Annotated in this window: 24 protein-coding genes and 1 tRNA gene; 16 read left to right on the forward strand and 9 right to left on the reverse strand. The window is 69.7% G+C overall.

What is annotated here, in order from left to right; genetic code table 11:
* The first annotated feature begins 34 nt into the window (after window positions 1–34).
* Window positions 35–697: a carbonic anhydrase gene (locus tag HDC34_RS13310; RefSeq protein ID WP_104311232.1), complete on the forward strand. Its 663-nt coding sequence runs from the start codon at window positions 35–37 to the stop codon at window positions 695–697.
* A 63-nt stretch (window positions 698–760) separates the two neighbouring features.
* Here the strand turns inward: HDC34_RS13310 and HDC34_RS13315 are convergent, their stop codons facing one another.
* Entirely contained in the window at window positions 761–1,558 is a 798-nt protein-coding gene (locus HDC34_RS13315; protein ID WP_179557352.1) for an SDR family oxidoreductase, read from the reverse strand.
* Between the two features lie 259 nt (window positions 1,559–1,817).
* Here HDC34_RS13315 and HDC34_RS13320 point away from each other — a divergent pair, with 259 nt between their 5' ends.
* Window positions 1,818–2,603, forward strand: a complete 786-nt coding sequence (locus tag HDC34_RS13320) for an SDR family oxidoreductase (protein WP_179557353.1) — start codon at window positions 1,818–1,820, stop codon at window positions 2,601–2,603.
* A gap of 150 nt (window positions 2,604–2,753) precedes the next feature.
* Here the strand turns inward: HDC34_RS13320 and HDC34_RS13325 are convergent, their stop codons facing one another.
* Window positions 2,754–4,130 (reverse strand): MFS transporter, encoded by a 1,377-nt coding sequence (locus tag HDC34_RS13325; protein ID WP_257023291.1) that lies wholly within the window; start codon window positions 4,128–4,130, stop codon window positions 2,754–2,756.
* Between the two features lie 191 nt (window positions 4,131–4,321).
* On the opposite strand from HDC34_RS13325, the gene HDC34_RS13330 reads away from it, so the two are divergent.
* From HDC34_RS13330 to HDC34_RS13340, 3 genes are read left to right on the forward strand one after another with little or no spacing between them, the layout of a single operon-like run.
* Window positions 4,322–4,984 carry a response regulator transcription factor gene (locus HDC34_RS13330; protein WP_179557355.1) on the forward strand — a complete coding sequence of 221 codons (663 nt, stop codon included), beginning with the start codon at window positions 4,322–4,324 and terminating at the stop codon, window positions 4,982–4,984.
* Window positions 4,981–6,579, forward strand: coding sequence for a HAMP domain-containing sensor histidine kinase (locus tag HDC34_RS13335; protein WP_179557356.1), 1,599 nt, complete (start codon window positions 4,981–4,983; stop codon window positions 6,577–6,579). Before HDC34_RS13330 ends, HDC34_RS13335 begins: the two co-directional genes overlap by 4 nt.
* Window positions 6,573–7,505 carry a TAXI family TRAP transporter solute-binding subunit gene (locus HDC34_RS13340; RefSeq protein WP_179557357.1) on the forward strand — a complete coding sequence of 311 codons (933 nt, stop codon included), beginning with the start codon at window positions 6,573–6,575 and terminating at the stop codon, window positions 7,503–7,505. The genes HDC34_RS13335 and HDC34_RS13340 overlap by 7 nt, the downstream gene beginning before the upstream one ends.
* Before the next feature lie 89 nt (window positions 7,506–7,594).
* Here the strand turns inward: HDC34_RS13340 and HDC34_RS13345 are convergent, their stop codons facing one another.
* Window positions 7,595–8,866, reverse strand: coding sequence for a DUF445 domain-containing protein (locus tag HDC34_RS13345; RefSeq protein WP_104311238.1), 1,272 nt, complete (start codon window positions 8,864–8,866; stop codon window positions 7,595–7,597).
* 105 nt (window positions 8,867–8,971) lie between these two features.
* On the opposite strand from HDC34_RS13345, the gene HDC34_RS13350 reads away from it, so the two are divergent.
* Together HDC34_RS13350 and HDC34_RS13355 are read left to right on the forward strand one after the other, a co-directional pair.
* Entirely contained in the window at window positions 8,972–9,259 is a 288-nt protein-coding gene (locus HDC34_RS13350; protein WP_179557358.1) for a hypothetical protein, read from the forward strand.
* Between the two features lie 347 nt (window positions 9,260–9,606).
* Entirely contained in the window at window positions 9,607–9,753 is a 147-nt protein-coding gene (locus HDC34_RS13355; protein WP_179557359.1) for a hypothetical protein, read from the forward strand.
* Between the two features lie 153 nt (window positions 9,754–9,906).
* Here HDC34_RS13355 and HDC34_RS13360 read toward each other — a convergent pair whose 3' ends face one another.
* Entirely contained in the window at window positions 9,907–10,530 is a 624-nt protein-coding gene (locus tag HDC34_RS13360; protein ID WP_179557360.1) for a GNAT family N-acetyltransferase, read from the reverse strand.
* 208 nt (window positions 10,531–10,738) lie between these two features.
* On the opposite strand from HDC34_RS13360, the gene HDC34_RS13365 reads away from it, so the two are divergent.
* Window positions 10,739–12,328: an HNH endonuclease signature motif containing protein gene (locus HDC34_RS13365; RefSeq protein WP_179557361.1), complete on the forward strand. Its 1,590-nt coding sequence runs from the start codon at window positions 10,739–10,741 to the stop codon at window positions 12,326–12,328.
* 481 nt (window positions 12,329–12,809) lie between these two features.
* On the opposite strand, the gene HDC34_RS13370 is transcribed toward HDC34_RS13365, so the two are convergent.
* Window positions 12,810–13,637: a Cof-type HAD-IIB family hydrolase gene (locus HDC34_RS13370; RefSeq protein ID WP_179557362.1), complete on the reverse strand. Its 828-nt coding sequence runs from the start codon at window positions 13,635–13,637 to the stop codon at window positions 12,810–12,812.
* Between the two features lie 3 nt (window positions 13,638–13,640).
* Window positions 13,641–15,107 carry a PLP-dependent aminotransferase family protein gene (locus HDC34_RS13375; RefSeq protein WP_104311243.1) on the reverse strand — a complete coding sequence of 489 codons (1,467 nt, stop codon included), beginning with the start codon at window positions 15,105–15,107 and terminating at the stop codon, window positions 13,641–13,643.
* A gap of 97 nt (window positions 15,108–15,204) precedes the next feature.
* On the opposite strand from HDC34_RS13375, the gene HDC34_RS13380 reads away from it, so the two are divergent.
* Entirely contained in the window at window positions 15,205–15,351 is a 147-nt protein-coding gene (locus tag HDC34_RS13380; protein ID WP_179557363.1) for a hypothetical protein, read from the forward strand.
* A gap of 148 nt (window positions 15,352–15,499) precedes the next feature.
* A complete protein-coding gene (locus HDC34_RS13385; protein WP_179557364.1) occupies window positions 15,500–16,399 on the forward strand; it encodes a type II CAAX prenyl endopeptidase Rce1 family protein in 900 nt (299 codons plus the stop codon).
* A 285-nt stretch (window positions 16,400–16,684) separates the two neighbouring features.
* Here HDC34_RS13385 and HDC34_RS13390 read toward each other — a convergent pair whose 3' ends face one another.
* The gene (locus tag HDC34_RS13390; protein ID WP_179557365.1) at window positions 16,685–17,008 is read right to left on the reverse strand and encodes a branched-chain amino acid transporter permease; all 324 of its coding nucleotides are present in this window, start codon (window positions 17,006–17,008) and stop codon (window positions 16,685–16,687) included.
* Window positions 17,001–17,912 (reverse strand): AzlC family ABC transporter permease, encoded by a 912-nt coding sequence (locus tag HDC34_RS13395; RefSeq protein WP_257023293.1) that lies wholly within the window; start codon window positions 17,910–17,912, stop codon window positions 17,001–17,003. Before HDC34_RS13395 ends, HDC34_RS13390 begins: the two co-directional genes overlap by 8 nt.
* Window positions 17,913–17,991: 79 nt before the next feature.
* Here HDC34_RS13395 and HDC34_RS13400 point away from each other — a divergent pair, with 79 nt between their 5' ends.
* The 4 genes from HDC34_RS13400 to HDC34_RS13415 all read left to right on the forward strand — a co-directional run bounded on the left by HDC34_RS13400 (window position 17,992) and on the right by HDC34_RS13415 (window position 21,006).
* The gene (locus HDC34_RS13400; RefSeq protein WP_179557366.1) at window positions 17,992–18,426 is read left to right on the forward strand and encodes an Lrp/AsnC family transcriptional regulator; all 435 of its coding nucleotides are present in this window, start codon (window positions 17,992–17,994) and stop codon (window positions 18,424–18,426) included.
* Window positions 18,423–19,643, forward strand: a complete 1,221-nt coding sequence (locus tag HDC34_RS13405; protein WP_179557367.1) for an MFS transporter — start codon at window positions 18,423–18,425, stop codon at window positions 19,641–19,643. The genes HDC34_RS13400 and HDC34_RS13405 overlap by 4 nt, the downstream gene beginning before the upstream one ends.
* Before the next feature lie 146 nt (window positions 19,644–19,789).
* Window positions 19,790–20,671 (forward strand): SDR family oxidoreductase, encoded by an 882-nt coding sequence (locus tag HDC34_RS13410; protein WP_104311249.1) that lies wholly within the window; start codon window positions 19,790–19,792, stop codon window positions 20,669–20,671.
* Window positions 20,672–20,727: 56 nt separating this feature from the next.
* Window positions 20,728–21,006: a Rho termination factor N-terminal domain-containing protein gene (locus tag HDC34_RS13415; RefSeq protein WP_104311250.1), complete on the forward strand. Its 279-nt coding sequence runs from the start codon at window positions 20,728–20,730 to the stop codon at window positions 21,004–21,006.
* A gap of 64 nt (window positions 21,007–21,070) precedes the next feature.
* Here the strand turns inward: HDC34_RS13415 and HDC34_RS13420 are convergent, their stop codons facing one another.
* The gene (locus HDC34_RS13420; protein WP_179557368.1) at window positions 21,071–21,733 is read right to left on the reverse strand and encodes an MBL fold metallo-hydrolase; all 663 of its coding nucleotides are present in this window, start codon (window positions 21,731–21,733) and stop codon (window positions 21,071–21,073) included.
* 174 nt (window positions 21,734–21,907) lie between these two features.
* Here HDC34_RS13420 and HDC34_RS13425 point away from each other — a divergent pair.
* Window positions 21,908–21,983: transfer RNA gene (locus HDC34_RS13425), tRNA-Glu, on the forward strand.
* Between the two features lie 266 nt (window positions 21,984–22,249).
* Window positions 22,250–23,905 carry an ABC-F family ATP-binding cassette domain-containing protein gene (locus HDC34_RS13430; RefSeq protein WP_179557369.1) on the forward strand — a complete coding sequence of 552 codons (1,656 nt, stop codon included), beginning with the start codon at window positions 22,250–22,252 and terminating at the stop codon, window positions 23,903–23,905.
* The last annotated feature ends 27 nt before the right edge of the window (window positions 23,906–23,932 follow it).

Here is a 23,932-nt window from a genome sequence, read left to right on the forward strand (position 1 = left end):
GCATGCCTGTCAACCTCGAAAGGAAACAGAACGAATGACCTCATCACGCGTCACACCCCAGGAGGCCTGGGATGCCCTCGTCGACGGCAACGAGCGCTTCATCAAGGGCGACCTGCTGCACCCGCAGCAGAGCACCGAGCGCCGCACCGAGCTCTCGGGAAGCCAGGCGCCGAACGCCGCATTCCTCGGCTGCTCCGACTCGCGAGTCGCCGCCGAGATCCTCTTCGACTGCGGACTCGGCGACCTGTTCGTGGCCCGCAACATGGGCCAGATCGCCAATGAGAACACGACGGCGACCATGGAGTTCGCCGTCGCCGAACTGGGCGTCGCCGTCATCGTCGTCCTCGCCCACGGCTCCTGCGGCGCCGTCAAGGCCGCCATCAACCAGACCACGGCGCACCCGCACGACGTGACGCCCGCGATCAGGGACGAGCTGGCGCGCATCCAGCCCTCCGTCCAGGAGGAGTGGTTCACGAGCGACCAGTCGACGCCGTACGTCGACGAGGCGCAGATCGACCCGGACGCCGTGGGGCGCCGCCACCTCTATTCGACGATCAACGCGCTCGTGCGCAGCTCGCGCGTTCTCAGCGACGCCGTCGCGAGCGGCGCCCTCAGCATCGTCGGCTGCCAGTACAAGCTCGCCGACGGGCGCGTCACACCGGTCACGGCGCTCGGGCACCTCGCCATCAATCGCTGATCGCTGATCGCTGATCGCTGATCGCGCTCGGCCCGCGTCGCGCTGACGAACCCTTGCGGTTCGTCAGCGCGACGCGCGGTTCATCCCGCGCAGCAGCAGCCTGCGAGGCGCGAACTTCGACGCGAGCGTGAGCGTCGTGTTGACGGGACCGGGGACGACCGACGGCCCCGGGTCGCGCTTCCTGAGGGCCCGCAGGGTGATCGCCACGACGCGGCGGGCCGTCATGCGCGGCAGCCCGGAGCCGATGTCCTCGCCAGCGACATCGAAGAACTCCGTCGAGGTCGGGCCAGGCGCGAGTGCGAGCACCCGCAGGCCGGTGCCCGCGGATTCGGCCCACAGGGCCTCGGTGAAGCTCCGCACGAAGGCCTTCGTCGCCCCGTAGACCGCGAAGCCAGGCGTCGGCTGGTACCCGGCGACGCTCGCGACGTTGACGAGGAAGCCGTCACCCTGCCGGAGCTGCCCGATGAACGTCTGCGTCAGGTCGACGAGCGCCGCCACGTTGAGGGCGATCTCCGCGCGCACGCGTTCCGCGTCCTCGTCATGGAAGGCACCGCTCGTCGCGAATCCGGCGTTGTTGATGAGACTCGTCACATGCACGTCTCGGCGTTCGAGCTCCGCGTTGAGCATGGATGCGGCGCCCGCCGCGCCGAGGTCAGCGGCGATCGTCGAGACGGTCACCCCGTACCGGCTTCGCAGCTCGTCGGCGAGGTTCTCGAGCTTCGCCTCTCGGCGGGCGACGAGCACGAGGTCGCTGCCGCGCGACGCGAGCTGCCGCGCGAACTCGGCACCGAGGCCAGAGCTCGCCCCCGTGACGAGCACGGTCTGCGATCCGAAACGGAGGGGAAGCTTCCGAGAAGTCATGCGGCCAATGTACGGGGGTGCTTCCGGTGAAGCCTCCGGGCGGCGTCCGGATGCGTCGCGAACCTCCGACAATTGTTAGGCGGCCTACTGAAGTGGACTAAATTCGAGGCGGACGCTTGCCTCAGTTCTAGGCTTGAGCCACCCTCGGCGCCCACGCCTCGGCTCTCCTGAACTGTGCTCATGGGCACGGTCCGCCGCGTAGCTCTGCGGCACCTCTGTCATTGAGCGAAGGCTCACCCAGCGCTAAGGACCCTCACCCATGACTCGCACGTACGTCGTCACAGGCTCGGCAACCGGCATAGGCAAGGCGGCGGCGCTGAAGCTCAGAGAAGACGGCCACCGCGTCATCGGGGTCGATCTCGCCGGAGCCGACATCAACGTCGACCTCACGAGTGCGGAAGGTCGAGCCGAGCTCATCGCGCAGGCCACCGAGCTCAGCGGGGGCATCGTCGACGGTGCACTCGCGATCGCAGACCGCATGCGGCCTGCCTCTGAGACGGTCTCGGTGAACCACTTCGGGGCCGTCGCCACGCTCGAGGGCCTGCGGCCGCTGCTCGCGCTGTCGGATGCTCCGCGCGCGGCGGTCGTCGCCACGCTCGTCGCGCTCGAGGAGGTCGACGCCCAGCTGCTCGACCTCATCGAGACGGGTGACGAGGAAGCGGCCCTCGCCTACGCGGACGAGCTCGCATCCGCGGTGACGCCCCTCGGCTGGTCCGTGCTCTTCACCACGTCGAAGCAGTCCGTCGCACGCTGGGCGAGGCGCGCGGCAACCATGCCGGAGTGGGGCGGCGAGGGCATCGCCCTGAACGTCGTGGCTCCGGGGCGCGCGTTCATGTCCATGACCGCGGGCGCGCTCGAGACGTCGGAGAGCCGCGCAGCGCTCGGTCGTGAAGAAGCAGTCCCTGACGGGCAGCTGACGGGCGACCCGAGCCACGTCGCGAACCTCCTCGCGTGGCTCACCAGCGAGGACAACGGCTACGTGACCGGCCAGGTCATCTACGCCGACGGGGGAGCCGAGAGCACGCGCCGCCCCGCGCTCATCTGACTCACGCGCCCGCGCCATCCGCCGCTCCTCCGTCAACGACGATCGCCTGCTCCGGACCTCCGCCCGCGTTCGTCCAGGTGCATCCATACGAAGAAGCAGGCTCGTCTCGCGACGAGCCTGCATTCCCCGTATGGGTGCGAACCGCTGAGATCAGCGGATGCCGGCGACCTCGCGGTCCTCGCGCTTGGCGTCCCGCTCGTCGTCCTTGGCGCGCATGGCCTTCTCATCGTCGAGCCAGTTCACGCCCTTGTTGTTGAGGAAGAACACGTACACCACGAGGGACGCGGCGATGGCGATGGTGACGTAGATGATGAAGAGCGGCACCTGCTGGGCTTCGCCCGCCGCCGTGTAGAGCAGCGGCGCGGTGCCGCCGAACAGCGAGTTCGCCATGGCGTAGCCGAAGCCGACGCCGAGAGCGCGGATGTGCGTCGGGAACAGCTCGGCCTTCACGACGGCGTTGATGGACGTGTAGCCGGTGAGGATCACGAAGCCGCCGACGAGGATGCCGAACGCGGCGAGCTCGTTGGTCTGCTGCGGCAGGTACGTGAGCAGGAACCAGGTGTACAGCACACCGCCTGCGCCGAAGAACACGAGGAGCGTCTTGCGGCCGACGATGTCGGAGAGCCAGCCGCCGATGGGCTGCAGCAGCATGAGCACGGTGAGCGCGATGAGGTTCAGGATCGTGCCGGAGACGACGTCGTCGCCCGCGAACGCCTTCTTCACGATGCCGGGGCCCGTGACCGAGTAGGTGTAGAACGCGACCGTGCCGCCCATCGTGATGAGGAAGCAGAGGAGGAGCGGGCGCCACTGGTGCAGCATGAGCTCCTTCATCGAGCCGGAGGAGCGCGACGTGCCGTCCTTGACGGACTCGATGGCCGACTCGCTGAGCGACTCGTCCATCGTGCGGCGCAGGTAGAAGACGACGATGGCTGCGACGCCGCCGATGCCGAACGCGATGCGCCAGCCCCACTCGGAGATCGCCTCGGTCGGCATGGACAGGACCATGACGAGCAGCGTGGCCTGCGCGAGCACGTGCCCACCGACGAGCGTCACGTAGTGGAACGACGACAGGAAGCCGCGGCGTCCGCGGATGGCGGCCTCCGACATGTACGTCGCGCTCGTGCCGTACTCGCCGCCCGTCGCGAAGCCCTGCACGAGGCGGCACATGATCAGGATGATCGCCGCACCCGCACCGATGACCTCGGCCGACGGGGTGAGCGCGATGATGAACGAGCAGCCGGCCATGATCGACACGGAGACGGTGAGGGCCAGGCGGCGCCCATGCCTGTCCGCGAAGCGCCCGAAGAACCAGGCGCCGATGGGACGCATCAGGAACGTGACGGCGAAGATCGCCCAGATGTAGATCTGCGAGTTCTTGTCCTCGGAATCGAAGAACTGGAACTCGAAGTAGGAGGCGAAGACCGAGTAGACGTAGACGTCGTACCACTCGACGAGGTTGCCGGCCGAGCCCTTCAGGGTGTTGGAAACCGAGCGGCGAAGGCTGCCCGGCTGCTGTGTCGTCGTCATTGACTTCTCCATCGTCGTTGATCTGCTGCTGACCGCGGGGTGGAGCCCCGGCCCCACCTCGGTGTGGGTGTACTGCACCACTCTCGACAGCGCGCAAGGGGCGGCGGGCGGATCCTTACATTCCCTTTACGTGCGTGCCGTTCGCTCGCCCGTGTAGGCGGCCACCGTGGGTGCGCGCCTACCATTGGGGCATGCGTGTGCTCGTCGCCGAGGATGACGCGTCCGTCTCCGCCGCCCTCGCGGCCGTGCTCGGGCGCGCCGATCACGCCTGCCAGCAGGTCGCCCGGGGCGGCGACGTGCTCCTGAAGCACCGCGACGTCGACCTCGTGCTGCTCGACCTCGGCCTCGAGGACATGGACGGGCTCGAGGTGCTCAGGCGTCTGCGTCAGGTCAGCCAGGTGCCCGTCATCGTGGTCACGGCTCGCGGCGACGAGCGTTCCACGGTGCGCGCCCTCGGGCTCGGCGCCGACGACTACCTCGTGAAGCCCGTGCGCATGCACGAGCTGCTCGCCCGCATCGACGCCGTCGCCAGACGTCGAGCCCCGACGGCCGAGCCAGAGGTGGTGCACGTCGGCGAGGCCCGCATCGAGCTCCTCTCCCGCCGCGTCGCGGTCGGCGACGACGAGGTGTCGCTGACGCCGACCGAGTTCGAGCTGCTCGCTGTGCTCGCGAAGCGCGTCGGCCGCGCCGTCAGCAGGCAGGAGCTGCTCGACCAGGTGTGGGGCGATGCCTACGCGGCGACCTCGCGGTCCTTCGACGTGCACCTCGCGCAGCTGCGCCAGAAGCTGCCGGCCGTCGCGATCACGACGATCCGCGGTTTCGGCTACCGGCTCGAGACGAAGCCAGCCCGATGAGGCTGCAGGTGCTGCTGCCCCTCATGCTCTTCGGCCTGCTCACGGTGATCGCCATCATCATCCCCGCAAGCGAGGGCATCGCCGTGAACCGCACCCAGCAGCTCACCCTGCAGCGGGCGACATCCATGGACCAGATCGTGCAGCGCGCCGAGACGGTGGTCGCGAGCGACGACGCCGCCGGCCTCATCCGCTACCTGGACCGTTTCGCCGACGTCTACGGCGAATCTGCGATGGTCGTCGACAGCGAGGGCGCGCTCGTCGCCTCGACCGGCGACGTCGACCTGGATGCGCGTGCCGCGTCGCTGGTGCTCGCCGCGTCGCGCACGGTGCCCCAGCGCTCCATCCCGACCATCTACCCGTGGAGCGATGACACGCACCTCGTCGCGGAGCCCTTCGCGAACGGCTCGAGCGCCGCATCGGGTGCCGTGCTGCTCGAGGTGAACCAGGCGGAGGCGAAAGCCGAGATCACGGGGTGGTGGGCGCTTGTCGCGCTCGCCGGCGTCCTGCTCCTGCTGCTGCTCTTCGCGGCGTCGCAGTTCTGGACGAGCTGGGTGCTGCGGCCCGTCCGCGCGCTCGACGCCGCCGCCAACGCGCTCGCGGAGCAGCGAGAGCCGGACCTGGCTGCGGCGACCGGACCGCTCGAGCTGCGGCGCCTGTCCTCGTCGTTCGCCCGCATGTCGAGGGGCGTCGAGGACGCACTCGAACAGCAGCGCGGGTTCGTCGCGGAGGCCTCCCACCAGCTGCGCAATCCGCTCGCGGCGATCCGCCTTCGCATCGACGCCCTGCCCCGAGACGACGCCGATGAGGCCGAGCTGGAGGCGGTCGGTGGCGACCTGGACCGTCTGGAGCACGTCGTCGACCGGATGCTCGTGCTCGCGAACGCTGAGCATCGCGCGACGGCGGAGGCCAGCGGGCGGAGGACGGGGTTCGCCGACGGGGCCGCCCGCGAGCACGTCACGTCCGCGGCCATGCTCGCTGCGCCCCACGAGGAGCGGTTCCGCGACGAGGGGATGCGGCTGCGCGTCGTCGACGAGCGCGAGGTGCGCGTGGTCTGTCGCAAGAGCGACCTCGAGGAGATCGTCGAGACGCTCCTCGACAACGCGAGGAAGTACGCGGGGGGCGGGGCGACGGTCACGATGAGGTTCGTCCTGGAGGGTCCCGAGCACGGGGGCGAGGCGGTGCAGACGTCGGGGTCGGTGCAGGCGCACGTGCACGGCCAGGGTCTGGCCGGCGGGCCGGGGTCGCGCCCGCCTGCGGAGCGTGGAGGCTTCAGCGGCGCCACGGGCGACGGGGCTTCCGACGCGCAGGACGGTCTTGAGGGCTTCGACGGATACGAGGGTTTCGACGAGTTCGAGGGCGCAGCCGGGCACGCGCTTCTCGAGATCAGCGACGACGGGCCCGGGGTTCGCGACGACGAGCTCGCGCAGCTCGGCACGAGGTTCTGGCGCTCGCCCGACCATCGGGCGAAGCCGGGCACGGGGCTCGGCCTCGCGATCGTCGGGGAGCTCGCGAGGGCCAACCGGGCCTCGGTCAGCTACGACCGGGCGCCCGAGGGTGGGCTCCGGGCACGAGTGCGTTTGGTGCGCACGTGGTGAGCGTCACGAGGCGTGGCTTCCTGCTGGGCGCAGGCGCGGCGGCGGCCGCGACCCTCTCGCTCGCCGGGTGCTCGCTCGGGCAGGCGCCCACGCGCATCCGCATGGCGTGCGGTGAGCAGGGCGGCACCTACGTGCAGTTCGGCGAGCTGCTCCGCGACGCACTCGGCAGGACCGGCACGACGGGGCTCGAGGTCGTGACGACGGGCGGCAGCGTCGCCAACCTCGCCCTGCTGCAGGCGCGAGACGCCGAGCTGGCCATCGTGCTCGCCGACGCGGCCGCGACCGACGCGCAGAACAAGGTCGCGATCGGACGCGTCTACCAGAACTACCTGCAGTGCTTCGTGCGCAAGGATGGGCCGGTCGGTGGCGTGGAAGACCTCGCGGGGCGGCGGGTCTCGGTCGGGGCGCCGCAGTCCGGGGCGGCGCTGACCGCCAGGCGTGTGCTCGACTCCCTCGGCCTCCTCGACGGGGAGCAGGCCGCCGTGGTGTCCGAGCTGTACCTCGACGAGGCCATCGCTGCGATCGAGGCTGACACCGTCGACGCGATCTTCTGGTCAGGCGGGTTGCCGCTGCCGGCGGTGCAGGACCTCGACGCGGCGGTCGATCTGCTCGACCTCACGAGCGCGCTCGAGTCCCTCGAAGCGGAGCATCCCGGTGTCTACACGCTCACGGCGGTGCCGGCGAGCACCTACGGGAGCGATGAGGCGGTGCCGGCCATCGGCGTCTCCAACTACCTGCTCGCGCGCCCCGACCTGCCTGACGACGTCGCCCGAGCCCTGGTCGACGTGCTGATCGGGGACGCCGCGAAGCTCGTTCCGGACGGTTCGCTCGGGGTGCAGTACCTGACCGCCTCGAACCTCATCGACACGACCCCCATCGAGCTGCATCCCGCGGCTCAGCGCCGGTACCGGCAGCTGTACGGATAGTCGACGGGGCCACGCTGAGGCCGCTTCGCTGGGCGGGGCGGCGGCGGGGGCGGGGCGCGGTCGGGTGGTGCTCGTGCTCGTGCTCGTGCTCAGCCCAGGAAGGCGTGCGCGACCGTGAAGATCGTGACGCCGGCGAGCGCCCCGACGATCGTGCCGTTGAGGCGGATGTACTGCAGGTCGCGGCCCACCATGAGCTCGATCTTCTCGCTCGTCTCCTCGGCATCCCAGCTCGCGACGGTGTCCGAGATGATCGACGAGATCTCGTGCCGATACCGGTCGACGAGGAACACGGCCGCGTCGATGACCCACGTGTTCACGCGCTGCTGCAGCTGCGCATCCGTCGTCAACCGCTGGCCGATGTCGACGAGCGCCGCCGTGACGCGCGTGCGCAGGGTGCTCTCGGGGTCGGCGAGTGAGCGCAGGAGTCCGCTCTTCGCGGCGTTCCACGCCTCGGCGGCCAGCTCGCGCATGCGCGGGCTGTCGAAGATGTTCCCCTTGGCGCCCTCGAAGCGGGCGATGAGCTCGGGGTCGTGCTGCAGCTGGTCCGAGAGGCGCGCGAGGTAGCCGTCGATGGCGGCGCGGGCCGGATGCGCGTCGTCGGCCCGCACGGCGGCCACGAACTTCACAGCCTCGTTGTAGGCGGTGGTGTCGACGAGCCTCGTCGCAACCGACGGCACCCACGAGGGGAGGCGCTTCGAGACGAGGCCGTCGAACGCGGACTGGTTCGCGGCCAGCCACGCGGCGGCGCTGTCGGCGGCGAGGTCGACGGCACCCCGGTGCGCGCCCGTCGCGACGACACGCGACATCCACTCGCCGAGGGGCGGCGCCCACTGCGGCTCCACGAGGTGCTCGCGGGCGAGGTCCTCGATGAGGCCCTGCACATCGTCGTCGCTGAGCGCCTCGAGCACGCCGGTCGCCATGATCGACGCCTCCGAGGCGATGCGCTCGGCATGCTCCGGCTGCTCGATCCACTCGCCGAGGCGAGACGCGATCGACGTGGCCTGCAGCTTCGCGCGCACCACGTCGCCGCGCAGGAACTCGGTCTCGACGAACTCGCCGAGGGTCCTGCCGATCTCGTCCTTCCGCTTCGGGATGATCGCCGTGTGCGGGATCGGGATGCCGAGCGGATGCCGGAACAGGGCCGTCACCGCGAACCAGTCGGCGAGGGCGCCGACCATGCCGCCCTCGGCCGCCGCGCGCACATAGGCGAACGCGGGCACGTCGCGCTGCAGCGCGAACGCGACGACGAACACGACCGCCATGAACAGCAGGGCGCCCAGGGCGACCGCCTTCATGACCCGAAGGCTGCGACGGCGCTCCTGATCGGCAGGACTCAGGAGCTCGGTCGGGGTGCGCGACATGCGGTCATCCTCGCACGCGGCGGCGCGTCACGACTGCGCGACGACCCAGGTCTCGCGTGGGTCTCCGGGGATTCATCGGCTGCACCAGATCGGCAGACTGGACGCATGACCCCGCACCACCAGCGCACCTTCAGATCAGCCGCAGACGGGTCGGCGGCGACGTCGTTCATGTGGTGGACCGTGTTCCTCCTCATCGGGGTGCTCAGCGGGGTCGTCTCGACGCCCGCCTCCACGCAGCTCGCCGTCGGCACGGATCACCAGGAGACGCTCGGCGTCGTGCTGTGGGCGTCCATCGCCGTCAGCGGCGTGTGCGGGGTCGGGGCGTTCGTCGCGTTCATCCGCACGGTCTACGTGCTCCTTGACCGCAGCGACCGGCGGTGGGGCGGCGAGTAGGGGAGGTGCGGCGCTGGGTGGTGTTGATGGGATGGCCGGGAGGCATTTGCGGGCGGCCTTTGCGGGCGGCCCGGTGGGGTTCGCGGGTGACCTGGCGGTGTCTGCGGGCGGCCTGGCGGGGTTCGCGGTGACCGGAGTCCTCTGTGCAGGGTGACCGGGCGGTGCGGGCTGGGTGCGGTGAGCGTGCGGCGGTCGTGCGGTGCTCAGCTGAGCCGGTGACGTTGGTGGCGAGGCGATCGAGCGATTACCGCGTGGCCTTCGGACCGCGCGGGTCCATCAGCAGGCCAGGGTGACGTCCGTCGTGCAGCCGATGCGGTGGCCCAGGCGCAGTTCGTAGGGTGGATGACATGGATATCTCGTCGATGATCATGGGCGCAGCCATCGCATCCGTCATGTGGATCGGGTTCGTGCCCTGGGCACGGCTCAAGCACCTCCGCGAACTCGAGGCGCAGGCGGCGGGGGATGCCGGCGAAGGGCCGAGGTCGTCGTCCTAGTTAGCCGACAGCCGACAGCCGTCAGCCTTTAATCGCGAGGATGCCGCAGCCGCAGCCGAGCCTGTTGCCATCACGGCACCACTGGCTGAGGGCGCCCGAGTGTGCTGTCGCGGTGGACGCCCAGCGGAGGGCAGCTCTCGGGGCCGCGCGCATTCACCAGGGTCGACCCCGCAGATCGACGGGGCCAGGCGGCCAGGCTCGGACGTCGCGTCGCAGCGGGAAGATGAGCACGGGTGCGCCCTCTTCGAGGATCGTCTCGGGTGTCCCGATCGTCGTGGGTGTGCCGCTCGTCTCGGGTGTGCCGCTCGTCACAGGAACCCCGCTCGTCGCGGGCGTGCGCGAGACGCTCCGCTCCGCCACGTGGATGCGGCGCCAGCCTGTGCGCTCGTAGAACGGGACGACCTCTTCCCTGCAACCGAGGTAGCCGAACTCGAGGGCCGGGTTCGCTCGCATGGCCCCTTGGGCGGTCGACATGGCCAACTCGCCCAGCCCTCTGCCGCGGAAGCGGGCGTCGACGAGGACTCCTCCCGTGCCCGCGACGAGAACGCTGGACTCGCCGACCGCGATCTCTCGGGGCTGAAATCCGACGTGCGCCACGACAGTCCCGGCCGCGTCGTGGACGATGGCGTGCATGGAAGCCGGCGCGTAGCCGTATGGGTGGTCGGGATCCCACGGCCCGTGCTCGTCGAGGTACTCGCGATCGAAGAGCGTCCGCAGAGCCGCGAGGTCGGCACACGTGAGCGCCTCGTGGGCGACAACTCGTGGCGTGAAGGTCATCCCGTCAGCGTAGGTCGCGCGCGATTGCTGGGGCGCAGGAGCACCGAGATCGCCTGTCTTCCGAAGGAATCACTCTTGCCATCAGGGGATGTCCGTGAGCGCGAATAGAGTCGAAACTAGTTTCGATGTTTTTCCACAATTCCCGGTCAACGGCTGGTTTTGGGTGCGGTCCAGTGCTACGCTGGTAGTGATCTTGGGGGAGGTTATCGTGGCATCGCAGTTCGAGCAGGAGGCGTATCGCGAGTCGTCAGTGGAGACGGCGGTGGAGACGGCTGTGGTTGATGCGCTGCTCGAGGCGCGGTGTCCGTTGGCGGGGTTTCCGGATGCGGAGATCGTGGTCGCGTTGCGGGAGTTGGCGGCTCGTCGGCGTGTGTTGGATGCGGCGTTGGTGGAGGTCGCGGGCGAGTTGCTGCGGCGGGAGGACGAGTCGCCGCGGGCGGAGTCGGTGGCGCGGAAGTCGGGGTTCCGGAACCTGACGGCCATGCTGGAGCAGGTGCTTGCTGTGCGGCCGTTCGAGGCGAGCACGCTGGTGCGGGTGGCCGCGGCGACGCGGGAGCGGATGAGCGTCACGGGCGAGCCGATCCCGGCGAGGTACCCGGCGGTGTCGCAGGCGGTCGGGTCGGCGGTCATGTCGATCGCGCAGGCGTCGGCGATCACGAAGGGCCTGGACCACACCGGGAACCGCGTGGGCGTCGACGAGCTCGAGCGGGCCGAGATGGAGCTGGTCGCGTCGGCGTGCGGGGTGAACCCGGAAGACGAGCAGCCAGCCGTACCGAAGGTGCTGGAGGTGCAGGCCGCGACGTGGGTGTCGTACCTCGACCCGGACGGTGACGAGCCGCGGGCCGACAAGATCGCGGAAGAGCGCGGGCTGTGGATCTCCCGCCGTAGCGACGGCGCGGTCACCGGGAAGTTCGTCGCGACGCCCGAGCAGGGCGAGCAACTCTTATCGGTGTTCGACGCGCTGCTCTCGCCGCGGCGCAGGGTGGAGTTCCCGGCGGCGTCCGAGTGCGGGGAACCACTCGCCCCGGCCCTCGGCGCCAACGAGCTCCCGCTGGACGACGACAACGCGCACCGCGACAACGACAACGACAACGTCGAGGTTCCGCTGGTGGATCCGCGGTCGATCGAGCAGCAGCGCATCGACGCGCTCACGATGCTCGTGCGCGCCTACGCCGAATCCCCAGACGCGCCCCGAACCGGCGGCGAAGCGCCCACCGTCATCATCGTGACCACCAAGGCCGGCATCGCCGGCACCGCGACCCGTCCCGAGGACGTCCCCCACCTGGAGCGCACCGGGGAACCGGTCCCGCCGAGCGTCGCCGCGCAGCTGCTGTGCGACGGTTTCATCCGCGTCGCGACCCGCAGCAGCACCGGGGAGATCCTCGACCTCGGCCGCAAGCAACGACTCTTCACCACCGCCCAACGCCGAGCCATCGCGATCCGCGACCGGCAATGCCGGGCGCCCGGATGCAGCGCACCCGTGCGCTGGTGCGAAGTGCACCACGCACAGCCCTGGAGCGAAGGCGGACCCACCGACGTGAAACACGGCATCCTGCTGTGCTCCTTCCACCACCACGAAGTCCACCGCGGACGGCTCGTCCTCACCAACGGCAACAACGGCAGCAACGGACGCAACGGCAGCAACAGCAACGGCAACGGCAGCAGCAACAGTGGCAGCGGACGCTGGCACGTCGTCCCCGCCCTCGGACATCACGCCCCACGCAGAACCGCGCGCCGCGGCAGCTACACCACCAGCAGCGTCCCAACCGCACGCCCAGCAATCAACCGAAGACCCTGATCAACCGAGGACCTTAACCAGCCGAGGACCGTGTTCAGCCGATGACCGTGTTCAGCCGATGACCGTGATCAACCGAGCACCGTGATTAACCGAGGACCCTGAAGCCTCCCGTGTGGCAGGCTCAGTCCTCCGCGGACCTGGCGCGGAACATCGAAAGGTCGGCGCCGAAACGCGAAAGTGCCGCCGAGATCATGAAGACCAGGGCGGCACCGGTTGCTGTCCAACTCCGCTCAGAGCGAGCGGCGTGCAGCAGCGCGACTAGAGCTGCGGCTGACGAGTGTTGTAGCCGAAACGCGTAGGGCGCTGCGGATAGCCGTCCTTGCGGACAGCGCGGACAGTCTCAGCGGCGAAGGCGACAACCGCCACAACCCCGATACCAATAACAAGAAGTTCCATGGGTCCACCTCCGTGATCTGCCGGCGGATGCCGGATATTGCAATCCAATCGCATCCACCCGGGCGTGTCGCGGTCCACTCGGGGGTCAGTGGACTGGTCGCCCCGCAGCAATCTGCGCCTCGAGCCACTCCTCGAGGAAGACCGCAACCCCATCGTCAATGTTGCTCGGAATCACCGACTCGACCACCGCGAGCGCCTCGGCCCGCGCGTTCGCCACCGCGATCGGATGGCCGACCACCTCGAACGCCGGCAGATCGTTGTAGTTGTCGCCGAAGTAATACAGGTCCTCGGAACCAACCCCCAGCTGCTGCGCAACAGCAAGCAGGCCAGTGCCCTTCGAACAGTCCGCGTTCGCGATCTCCAAGTAGGTGTCCTTGGACCGGTAGCTCACAACACCGGAACGCGCACCAAGCGCCACCTCAAGCGCATCCACCAGCGCCGGAGCACCCATGCACATGATCTTGTGCGGAGGAGTCGCATCCACCTCCCCAGACGCGACGAACTCCAACGCCGAAGTCGCCTCCGGGTGCACCCACGTGTGCGTGCGCTCCCGCTCGGTCCACTCGTCCTCGTTCCAGGCGTACCAGTGCTCACCGGCGAAGAAACTCGCATGCAACCCGGACGCCTCGCAGTGATCGGCGACGAACCGCGCATCCGCGGGCGAGATCGGCACATCATGCTGCACCTCACCGCTCCCCGAGAGCACCAACCCGCCGTTGTACGCCACCAAAGGCGACCCGATACCGCCGTACAGGCGCTCGAGCACCCTCATCGACTCGGGGGGCCTCGACGAACAGAGCACGAAGTGGTGGCCGGCGGCCCGAACCGCCGAGATCGCCTCGATCGTCCTGGACGAAAGAGTCCGCTGCGCGCTCAGCAAGGTGCCGTCGATGTCGCTGATGAAGAGAGCCATGGACTACACCATCTCAGGAAGACGCGTATCCGCCATCGTCCGGACGTCACGAACCGACAGCTGCGCCCACGCATCAGCAAGCATCCGAGTGCCCGCCTCCAGGTCAGCGATCGGCGCCGTGAACGGCACCCGCAGGAACCGCTCCAGGCTCCCATCGATCGAGAACTTCGGCCCAGCGACCAGCGCCAACCCGCGCGCCTCCGACAGCGACGTCATGGCGGAGCTCGCCGACTGCGCGAGATGCACCCACATCGACAAGCCACCATCAGGCAGCGGCACGTGCCACTCCGGCAGATGCAAGCTCAGCGCCTCATGCAGTGCGTCCCGGTGGCGACGCATCTGCTCGCGGCGCCGCGGCAGCAGCTCGGGCAGGGCCCGCACGATCCGCTCCGCAAGAAGCTGCTCGATCTGCGGCGTCCCAAGATCACCCGCGGGGCGCGCCTGCACGAACCGGCGAATCAGGGCCGCATCGGCCCGGATCCAGCCGATGCGCAGGCCAGCCCAAGCGGCCTTGCTCAGCGACCCGACCGTCACGACCCCCGAACCGGAGAACGGCGACGCCCCCCGCGCGTGGCGCGCAAAGGGGCCGTCGTCCCACGGCCGGTCGATGGACAGGTCAGCGGTCGTCTCGTCCACGATCAGAATCGTGCCAGCCGCACGCGCCGCCTCCGTCACGCGCACGCGATCCTCGGGCCGCATCGACGCCCCCGTCGGATTATGGAAGTCCGGGATCAGGTACGCGAGAGCCGGACGCATGCGCTCGATCGTCTCGACCAGATGATCGATCTCCCACCCGCCCGTCGTGACCGGAGTCGCGATGAGCCGCGCGCCCGCCCGCCGCATCGCCTCGTAGGCGTGCGGATACGTGGGCGACTCCACGAGCACCACGTCCGACCGCGTGAGCAGCGTGTGCGCCGTCAACGAGATCGCGTGCTGCGCACCCATCGTCACGATGATCTGGTCTGCCGTCGTCGGAAGACCCCGCGCTGTGTACCGGTCCGCGATCGCCGACCGCAGCGACAGCGTTCCCAGGAGGTCGAAACCCGGGGCAGCGAGCGCGAGCGGCATGGAGCTCGACGCGTCCGCGATGATCTCCGCGAGCCCCTCGACCGGTGGCGGCACCGCCCGCGCGAAGTCCACGCCGAAGTTCTCACCCTCCCCAGTCGGACGGTAGTCCTGCCGACCGAGCCGGGGGAGCGTCACGCGACTCCCGGACCCCTGGCGACTCAGCACGTGCCCGCTGTCACGCAGCGACTGATACGCGGCCACGATCGTCGTGCGGCTCCGGCCAGACTGCACGGCGAGCTCCCGCTCAGACGGCAGGCGAGTGCCGACGGGAATGCGTCCGTCGACGATCAGCAGGCGGATGCGCTCGGCCAGGGCCTCGTACGCCGCCGAATCGTCGCGCAGCTCACCCGCCAACGACAGCAGGGTGCGGGCAGAGATGCGAGAACCAGACGTTGACTCCATGGATCCAGTATGCGCGAAGTGGACCGCGACGGCCAGGCCAATACAGCGATTGGATGTGCCCAACAGCACGACTCGCGCACCATCACGGAGGTGGCCCATGGAACTCAGCCCGCTCATCGTCATCGCTCTCATCGTCGCCCTCATCGCTGCAGCCGGGGTGGCAGCCACCCTCGTCGTCATGATGCGGGACGGCTACCGGGCGCGCCCACTGCAGTCCAATTACGACTCGCGCCAGCCGCTCTAGCCAGCCCGCGCTCACGACCCGGCTGGCGCCCGGCCACGACCCACGCGCTCGAACCAGTTCACGACCGACGCCAACGACTCGGCCCTCGGGCCCACGCCCTGATGCGACGTCGCGACCAATACACTGGCCGCAAGCTGGGGGAGGCGGCATGGCAGGCGCAGAGCACGGACGGCGGCGAGTTGCGACGCTCGGCCGAGGGGTCGCAACCACTCGAGCCCTGGTGGCTGCCGCCGTCATGGCGACCGGCCTCGTGGTCTCCACCGAGGTCTCATCGTTCCTCTTCGGGGTCGACGCGACCGCCGCGAGCGGGTTCGGATCCCGAGTGCTCGTGGCGTGCTGCGTCACGCTCATCGTCGTCGGCGTCATCCTGCTCCTTCGGTGTCGGTGGGATCGCCGATCGCTCGCCGGCATCGGGCTCACGGGCCTCCGGGCCGACGCCTCCGGGTTCGCCCTCGGCCTCGGCACCCTCGTCGCCGCCGGCCTCGCCATGCTCCTGGCGCTCGAGGTCACCGGCGTCGTGAGCCTCATCGCCCTCGACCCCGTGCGGCTCCTCGGGTTCCTCGCCACCAACACCGTCGTCGCGCTCCTCCTCGAAGCCGTCCCGGAGGAACTCGCGATCCGCGGCTACGCGCTCACGAACCTCCGCGATGCCTTCCCGCCCGCCCCGGCAGCCCTCCTCAACATCGCGACGTTCCTCGTCGTCCCGATTCTGGCCATCACGTTCCAAGGTGCCCTCGCGGCTGCTCGCGGGACGGGCGACGAGGTCCTGCTGGCGCCGGCGGGCGAGGACCCCATCGTCTACTACACGATGCTCACCGCCTTCGGATACCTCCTGATCTGCGCGCGCGACGCCACCGCATCCGCCACCGTCTGGACGAGCATCGGCGCCCACCTCGGGTGGCTCACCATGAACCGCCTCGTGCTCGGCGGCGAGAGCGTCCAGTACGAGATGGACGACCTCGGCATGCTGCTCTTCTTCGCCGGCTACGCGACCATCTCGGTCATCGCCTTCAGCTGGCTGCGACGACGCCACAGCGCTGCCAGGTGAGAAGGCTGCGAGAAGAGAGAGATGGCATTCGCGCGTGACGGCAGTCGGGTATGACGGCCGCCACTCGGGACGGCATCCACGCGCGACGGCAGCCCGGTATGACGGCCGCGAGCCGGACGGCCGCGAGGCCGGGCGGCTGCGAGCCGGATGGCCGCGATTCTGGCGGCCGCGAGTCTGGCGGCTCCGCGAGCGCACAGCGCCGCAGCGAATCAGGGACGGCGGTGAATCGACGGTCGAGATGGCCGAGGGGGCGCGAGCGGGAGTGCCGGCCGTGCGGGTGATCGGCTAGAAGACGTTCACGAGCACGACGAAGGTTGCCGTCCCGAGCCCGACGCTGAGCAGTGTCCTGCGTCCGAACCCGAGGTGCACGCCGATCGTCACAGCGAGCGCGATCGCCGCCCACAGGGATGTGCGTGGCTCGACGGCGAAGTCGCTGAAGGTGACGACGGCGAGGATCGCGAGGATCCCCGCGGGCATCCACACGGCAAGCCGCTGCACCGTCTTCGAATCGCGCAACGGCTTGAGCGCCGCGAACGGCACCGCGCGCAGCGCGAACGTGATGCCACCGCAGACGGCGAGCGCCCCGACGAACCACCACACGTCAGACATCGCTCACCTGCGCCTCCCCGCGGTCGCGCCTCGCGGCCAACAGCGCGCGCACCGCGAGCGCCACGGCGAAGAGGATGAGCGCCGCGAAGAGCGGAGCGTCCGGCACGAAGAGCAGCCCCAGCGAGACGCTCAAACCGGCGATGAGCAGCGACGGCACATCCTCGCGGGAGCGGATCGCGTCAAGAGCCAGCACCGTGAAGAGCGCACACAGCGAGAACTCGAGGCCCTTGATCTCGCCGGGGAGGATGCTTGCCAGCGCCACGCCGGCCAGGCCCCCGCCGACCCAGTAGGCCTGGAGGGCGAGCTGCAGGGTGAGGAGGCGAGTCGCGGAGCGCTGCGCGGGAGGGATGGGTGTCACGATCGCGTAGGCCTCATCGGTCATCGCCCAGATCGAGTAGAGGCGGGCGAGGCGCCCGCGCACCAGATGCAGCGGGAACGAGAACGCGTAGAACACGTGCCGGAAGTTGACGAAGAAGGTCGTGAGTGCCATCGTCGCGATCGGTGTTCCCGCCGCGATGAGGCCCACCAGCAGGAGCTCGATCGACCCCGCGTAGACGAACACCGACAGCGACGGCGCGACCCACCAGGGCAGCCCAGCCTGCATGACCAGCACCCCGAAGGCCACGCCGAGCGGCACCACGCCGAGGCCCGCCGCGAGCGAGTCGCGGAGCCCAGCTCGGATGCGCGCGCCGCGGGTCGATGGGGCCGCCAGGGGTGGGGCCAGTGTCGCGGTCAGGCTCGGATCCGGGCTCGCGGCGGCGTTCGCGCGCTCATTCCCTGCTGCTCCCGCGTTCGCGGCCCTGCCCGTGCCTGCGCGCATGCCCAGCGCACGCGCAGCCCGAGGCCTCGTCGCGGCGGGCCTAGGGGGCGCGGCGTCGCGCGCTTCGGCGTCTGGGGTGGTCATGCGGAGATCTTGGCACGTCGGGCGCGCATGCCGAGAGCGAATTGGAGCCTCGCGGCGTCAGATTCGGCAATAATCAAGTGTGGACACCATCGATCGCGCAATCCTGCGCGAACTGCAAGTGAACGCCCGACTCACGAACGCCGAACTCGCGCAGCGCGTGGGGCTGACGCCGGCGCCCTGCCTGCGCCGCGTGCGGCGCTTGGAGGAGGACGGCGTGCTGCTCGGCTATCACGCCGAGGTCAACCCGGACAAGGTGGGGCGGGCCTTCAAGGTGCTCATCGACGTCGACCTCACGAGTCAGGCGCACTCCACGGTGGAGGCGTTCGAGTTGCAGGCTGTCGAGCTCACCGAGGTGACCGAGGTGCGCCGCATGTTCGGCTCGCCCGACTACGCGTTCCGCGTCGAGGTCGCCGACCTCGAGAGCTTCGAGAAGCTACTGCGCGAGAAGATCTGGCGGCTCCCCGGCGTCCACCGCGTCACCTCCCACTTCACGATGAAAGTGCTCAAGGGGTGAGCGCGGCGTCCCCGTCGCCCGCGCCACGACGCGCGCGGGCCTGGATCGCCGCGGCCCCCGCTGTCCTCATGATGGCCTGGGGCGGCAACCAGTTCACGCCGCTCCTGCTCCTCTACCGCAAGGTCGAGGGCTACTCGGCGCTGCAGGTCGACCTCTTCTTCGGCGCCTACATCCTGGGCCTCATTCCCGGCTTCCTCATCGCAGGCTCCCTCTCCGACCGCTTCGGCCGCAAGCCGGTCATGATCGCCTCGGTGACGCTGAGTGTCGTCGCCGCGGTTGTGCTCGCCCTCGGCAGCGCGAGCCCGACCGCGATGATGGTCGGGCGCCTCCTGTCCGGCGTCTCGGTGGCCTTCGCCATGGTCGTCGGCACGACCTGGATCCGCGAGCTCTCGAGCGGAACCGTGGCACCCGCCATCGCGGCGAGGCGCGCCTCGCTCACCATCACCGGCGGATTCCTCCTCGGCGCCGTCGTCGCCGGCCTCCTCGCGCAGTGGGCGCCCTGGCCCACCGTGACCCCGTACGTCGTGCAGCTCGCGCTCACGGCCGTCGCCGCCATCGCGCTCGCACGGGGAACCGAGACCGCCGGCCCGCAGTCCCTTCGATCGGGTGAGGAACGGCCGCCTCGACCGATCGTCGACGTGGCCATCGCGCCCGAGCACCGTCGTCGCTTCCTCACGGTCATCCTGCCGATGGCACCGTGGGTCTTCGCGGCTCCCGCGCTGGCGTTCGCCGTCTCGCCGGCCATCGTCGTGGAGCGGCTCGGGGGACTCGAGATAGCGTTCGCAGCCCTCCTCACGCTCGTCACGCTCACGGTCGGGTTCCTCATCCAGCCCAGCGTGCCGCGCATCGCCGCGCGCGTCGGCGGCGCCTCCGGCTCGGTCGGCCTCGGGCTCCTCGCCGTTGGGGCCCTCACCGTGGCCGCCAACGTCGCCGTCCAGTCTCCGCTGCTCGCGTGCGCGGCCGGCGTCCTCCTCGGTGGGGCGTACGGCATCTGCATGCTCACCGGCCTCGTGGAGGTGCAGGCGATGGCGGGGAGCCGCAACCTGGCGGGCCTCACCGGCCTGTACTACGCGCTCACCTACATCGGCTTCGCCCTCCCCGCCATCCTCTCCGCGCTGGCACCGACGTTCGGCATGACCTCCCTGCTCGTGACCGTCGCCGTCGTGGCGAGCGGATGCGCCGCCCTGGTCGCGTTCAGCGCGCGACGCACCCGGTGACGCGCGCCGCACTGAGCGCGCACGCACCTGCTGATCAGGGAACGTCAACGTTCGATCCCTAGCGTCGTCGGTACATTGCGCCGCGAACCGCCGCGTCGATGCCAGACCACGATCACCACGAACCACCGATCAGACGGAGGCGAACGATGACCGCACTCACCGACCCCAGAAACCGCTTCAGCGACTCCGGCTTCCCCGGCCAGGAGCAGCAGCAGCCCGGCCTCACCACCGAGACCACACCCGCCCCCGACCACGGGGAGAGCAGCTACACGGGCCACGGGCGGCTCAAAGGCCGCCGCGCCCTCATCACCGGTGGCGACTCCGGCATCGGTCGCGCCGTTGCCCTCGCCTACGCGCGAGAGGGTGCGAAAGTCGCCATCTCGTACCTGCCGGAGGAGGAGGCGGACGCGCAGGAGACCGCGCGCCTGATCAACGAGGCCGGCGAGACCGGACTCCTGCTCCCTGGTGACCTCCGGAACGAGCAGTACTGCTCCGAGATCGTGCACGCGACGGTCGCCGCCTTCGGAGGCATCGACCTGCTTGTCCTCAACGCCGCCTACCAGCGCGACCGGACGAGCATCGGCGAGACGCCGACGGAGGAGATCCGTCGCGTCATCGAGACGAACCTCGAGGCGCCCATCTACACGCTTCGTGCCGCGGAAGAGCACCTGCCGCCGGGCGCATCCGTCATCTTCTCGTCGTCCGTGCAGGGCTACGAGCCGAGCGACGGCCTGTTCGACTACGCCATGACGAAGGCGGCCCTCGTGTCGCTCACCGAGTCGATGGCGAAGGAGTTCGGTCCGAAGGGCGTCCGCGTCAACGCCGTCGCCCCTGGCCCAATCTGGACGCCCCTCATCCCGGCCACGGGCTGGGACGAGGAGAAGCTCGCGAGCTTCGGCCAGGACACGCCCCTGGGGCGGGCCGGTCAGCCGGCTGAGCTGGCGGGCGCCTACGTCTACCTGGCCTCCGACGACGCCACCTACACGACCGGAGCGATCATCGCCGTCACGGGCGGCAAGAACCTCTGACGTCGACGGACGCCGAACAGGCGACCCGACCCGGATCGAAGCGAGAGGAGCGGATCATGCCCAAGAACTCGAACGCCGACGACCAGCCGAGCCTGAAGGACCAGGAGCTCTACGAGAAGCTGCGCGACGAGGGCAACTCGAAGGAGAAGGCCGCACGCATCTCGAACGCCGCCGCCAAGAAGGGGCGGAGTGAGGTCGGGAAGAAGGGCGGCGAATCCGGATCGTACGAGGACTGGACCGTCGCGGACCTGAAGCAGCGCGCGAAGGAGCTCGACCTCACGGGCTATTCGGACAAGCGCAAGGACGAGCTCATCGAGATGCTCCGCGAGCACTGAGCGGACTTACCTGCCCCGCTGGGGATGAGTTCACGAGAGCCCGTCCCGCGCGGGGCGGCGGCCGTCAGTCGAGTTCGAGCGTCTCGAAGGGCTGCAGGTCCACGAGCAGTGCACCTGCGCGCTCCGCCGACTCTCGGAGCCGAGTCGTCGCCAGCGACTTCCCGACCTTGGCGAGCAGCATCTCGTGCACGGGCAGCACCCGCTTGGGGCGCACCCGCTCGATGTAGTCCATCGACTCCGCGATGCGCATCCACGGCGCGTTCGCGCACACGGCCAGCACGTCGATGTCGACGCCCTCCGGCGCAGTGTAGGCGTCGCCCCCGTAGTAGAGCGCGCCGTGCTCGACGAGCACGCCGACGTTTTCGATGCGGGGGATCGAACTGTGGATGATGGCATGCTCGCCGCCGAAGAACGCGAGATCGAAGCCTCCGACCAGCACCGATTCGCCAGCGGAGACGTCGATGACCTCTCCGATGTCCGGAAGATCGGCGGCGAAGATCTTCTCGGCGGCCGAGGGCGTCGTGAAGATCGGGGTCTTCGGGTTCCTGGCCAGGATGCGCGTCAGCTGCTCCGGAGTCCAGTGGTCGTCGTGCTCGTGCGTGATGACGATGGCGACCGTCCCCGCCGCCTCGGTGATCGGGGTCGTGAACTTGCCCGGATCTATGAAGAGCCGCGACCCGCTCTTCTCGATCGAAAGCGCGGCGTGCTCGAGCTTGGTGAGGCGCATGTTCCCCCTTGATGAGATGCGGCCTCCGTGGGACGCGCGACGATGCGACAACGCTAGCAACCCGCGTCTGGTCGGCCGCACAGGACCCGCGGAACGACGCGCGACGCGCCGTACCCCAAACCCCGACTTGCATTGTCTTCGCGCCGTGTGCCAGAATATCCGAGTTGCCAAAACGGTCCCATCGTTTAGCGGCCTAGGACACCGCCCTCTCACGGCGGCAGCGCGGGTTCGAATCCCGCTGGGATCACCAACGAAAGCCCGGTTCGAGACATCTCGAACCGGGCTTTCTGCATGCGTGGTCAGCTTTCTGCATGCGTGGTCAAGGGTCCCGCACTCGGGTTCGGTTGACGGCAACCCTGCTCGGGGATACCTTGGGACGGTTCCTGTTCCCGACAGATTGGCAGGCCGGTGAGGATTCTCGACGCCCCCGCAACGCACACCGTGCGCTGACGACCGTCGAACCCACCTTCTGAGGCTTCCGGTGTCAGTGCGCGCACTGAACCACCAGGGAGCATCGTGTCTACGTCGACACCTCACACCATCACCCCACTCGCCTTCGAGCGCCTCAGCCTGAGCTGGCCCGACGGGACGCGGGCACTCGACTCGCTCACGGGCGCCTTCCCGCCGGGGAGGACCGGCCTCGTAGGCCGCAACGGCAGCGGCAAATCGACCCTGCTTCGCCTCCTCGCAGGCACGCTCACGCCGAGCGGCGGGACGATCCGGGTGGATGCGGACGTCGCCTACCTGCCGCAGCAGCTGACCCTCGATACCGGCCTCCACGTCACCGCCCTCTTGGGTGTTGAAGAGAAGATCGCGGCCCTGCGCGCCATCGAGGGCGGCTCCATCGACACGGCCGAGTACGACGTGCTCGGGGATGACTGGGACATCGAGATGCGCGCCGAGGCAGAGCTGCGAAGCCTCGGTCTCGACGAGGCGATGCTGACCCGCACCGTCGGCAGCCTGTCCGGCGGCGAGGCCATGCTCGTGGCCGTCGCCGGTCTGCGCCTCGGCGGTGCGCCGATCGTGCTGCTCGACGAGCCCAGCAACAACCTCGATCGGGAGGCGCGCGACAGGCTCACCGAGCTCGTCGCATCGTGGCGTGGAACGCTCGTCATCGCCAGCCACGACGAGGAGCTGCTCGAGCACGTCGACCAGATCGCCGAGCTCCGGCGAGGGGAGCTCAGCCTGACCGGCGGCGGGTACAGCGCGTACCTCGAGCAGCTCGAACGCGAGCGAATGGCGGCCGCCCAGGCCCTCCGCTCAGCCGAGGGCACGCTCAGATCCGAGCAGCGCGACCGTCGAGAAGCGGAGGCGAAGATCGCGAGCAGCCTCCGAGCGGGGAAGAAGGCGCAGGCCAACAAGCGGGCGCCGAAGATCCTCATGAACGGGCAGAAGGCGCGCGCCCAGGTGTCCGCGGGGAAGCTCCGAGGGGAGCACGACGCGCGCCTCGCCGACGCTCGTGCCGCCGTGGACCGGGCGGAGGAGCGCGTGAGGGACGACGCGAGCATCCGCATCCAGCTGCCCGACCCCGACGTCGCGTCGTCGCGTCGGCTCGCGACCCTCGAGCTGCCGGATACCGCGGGCGAGCTGCGGCCGATCGTGATCATGGGGCCGGAGCGCATCGCCCTCGCCGGTCCGAACGGCTCGGGCAAGACGACGATCCTCGAGGCGATCGCCACCTCGGCCGACGCGGGCCGCGCCGAGGGGGCTGCGCGCATCGGCACGCGCGGGGGAGCGTGGGTCACCGCGTCCACCAACCGTGTCGGATACCTGCGCCAGCGCCTCGACGGTCTGGACGACGGGGCGAGTGTGCTCGACAACGTGCAGCGGGCGGCGCCGGAGACCTCCGTGCAGGAGCTCAGAGCGCAGCTCGCTCGGTTCATGCTGCGCGGGGCCGTCGTCGAACGGCCCGTGTCCTCGCTCTCCGGAGGCGAGCGCTTCCGGGTCTCGCTCGTTCGGCTCCTCCTCGCGACCCCCGCCTCCCAGCTCCTGCTGCTGGACGAGCCGACCAACAACCTCGACCGGGAATCGACCGCGCAGCTCGTCAGCGCGCTCGGCGACTACCGGGGAGCGCTCCTCGTCGTGAGCCACGACGAGCGGTTCCTCGGGAGGCTGGGGGTGACCAGACGACTCGGTCTCGACCCGGCGGGGAGCGTCATCGCAGAGGCGTGAGGCCGGGACGGGGTCGCGGCGGGTCTC

The sequence above is a fragment of the Pseudoclavibacter sp. JAI123 genome (genome assembly GCF_013409665.1).
Lineage (GTDB): Bacteria > Actinomycetota > Actinomycetes > Actinomycetales > Microbacteriaceae > Pseudoclavibacter.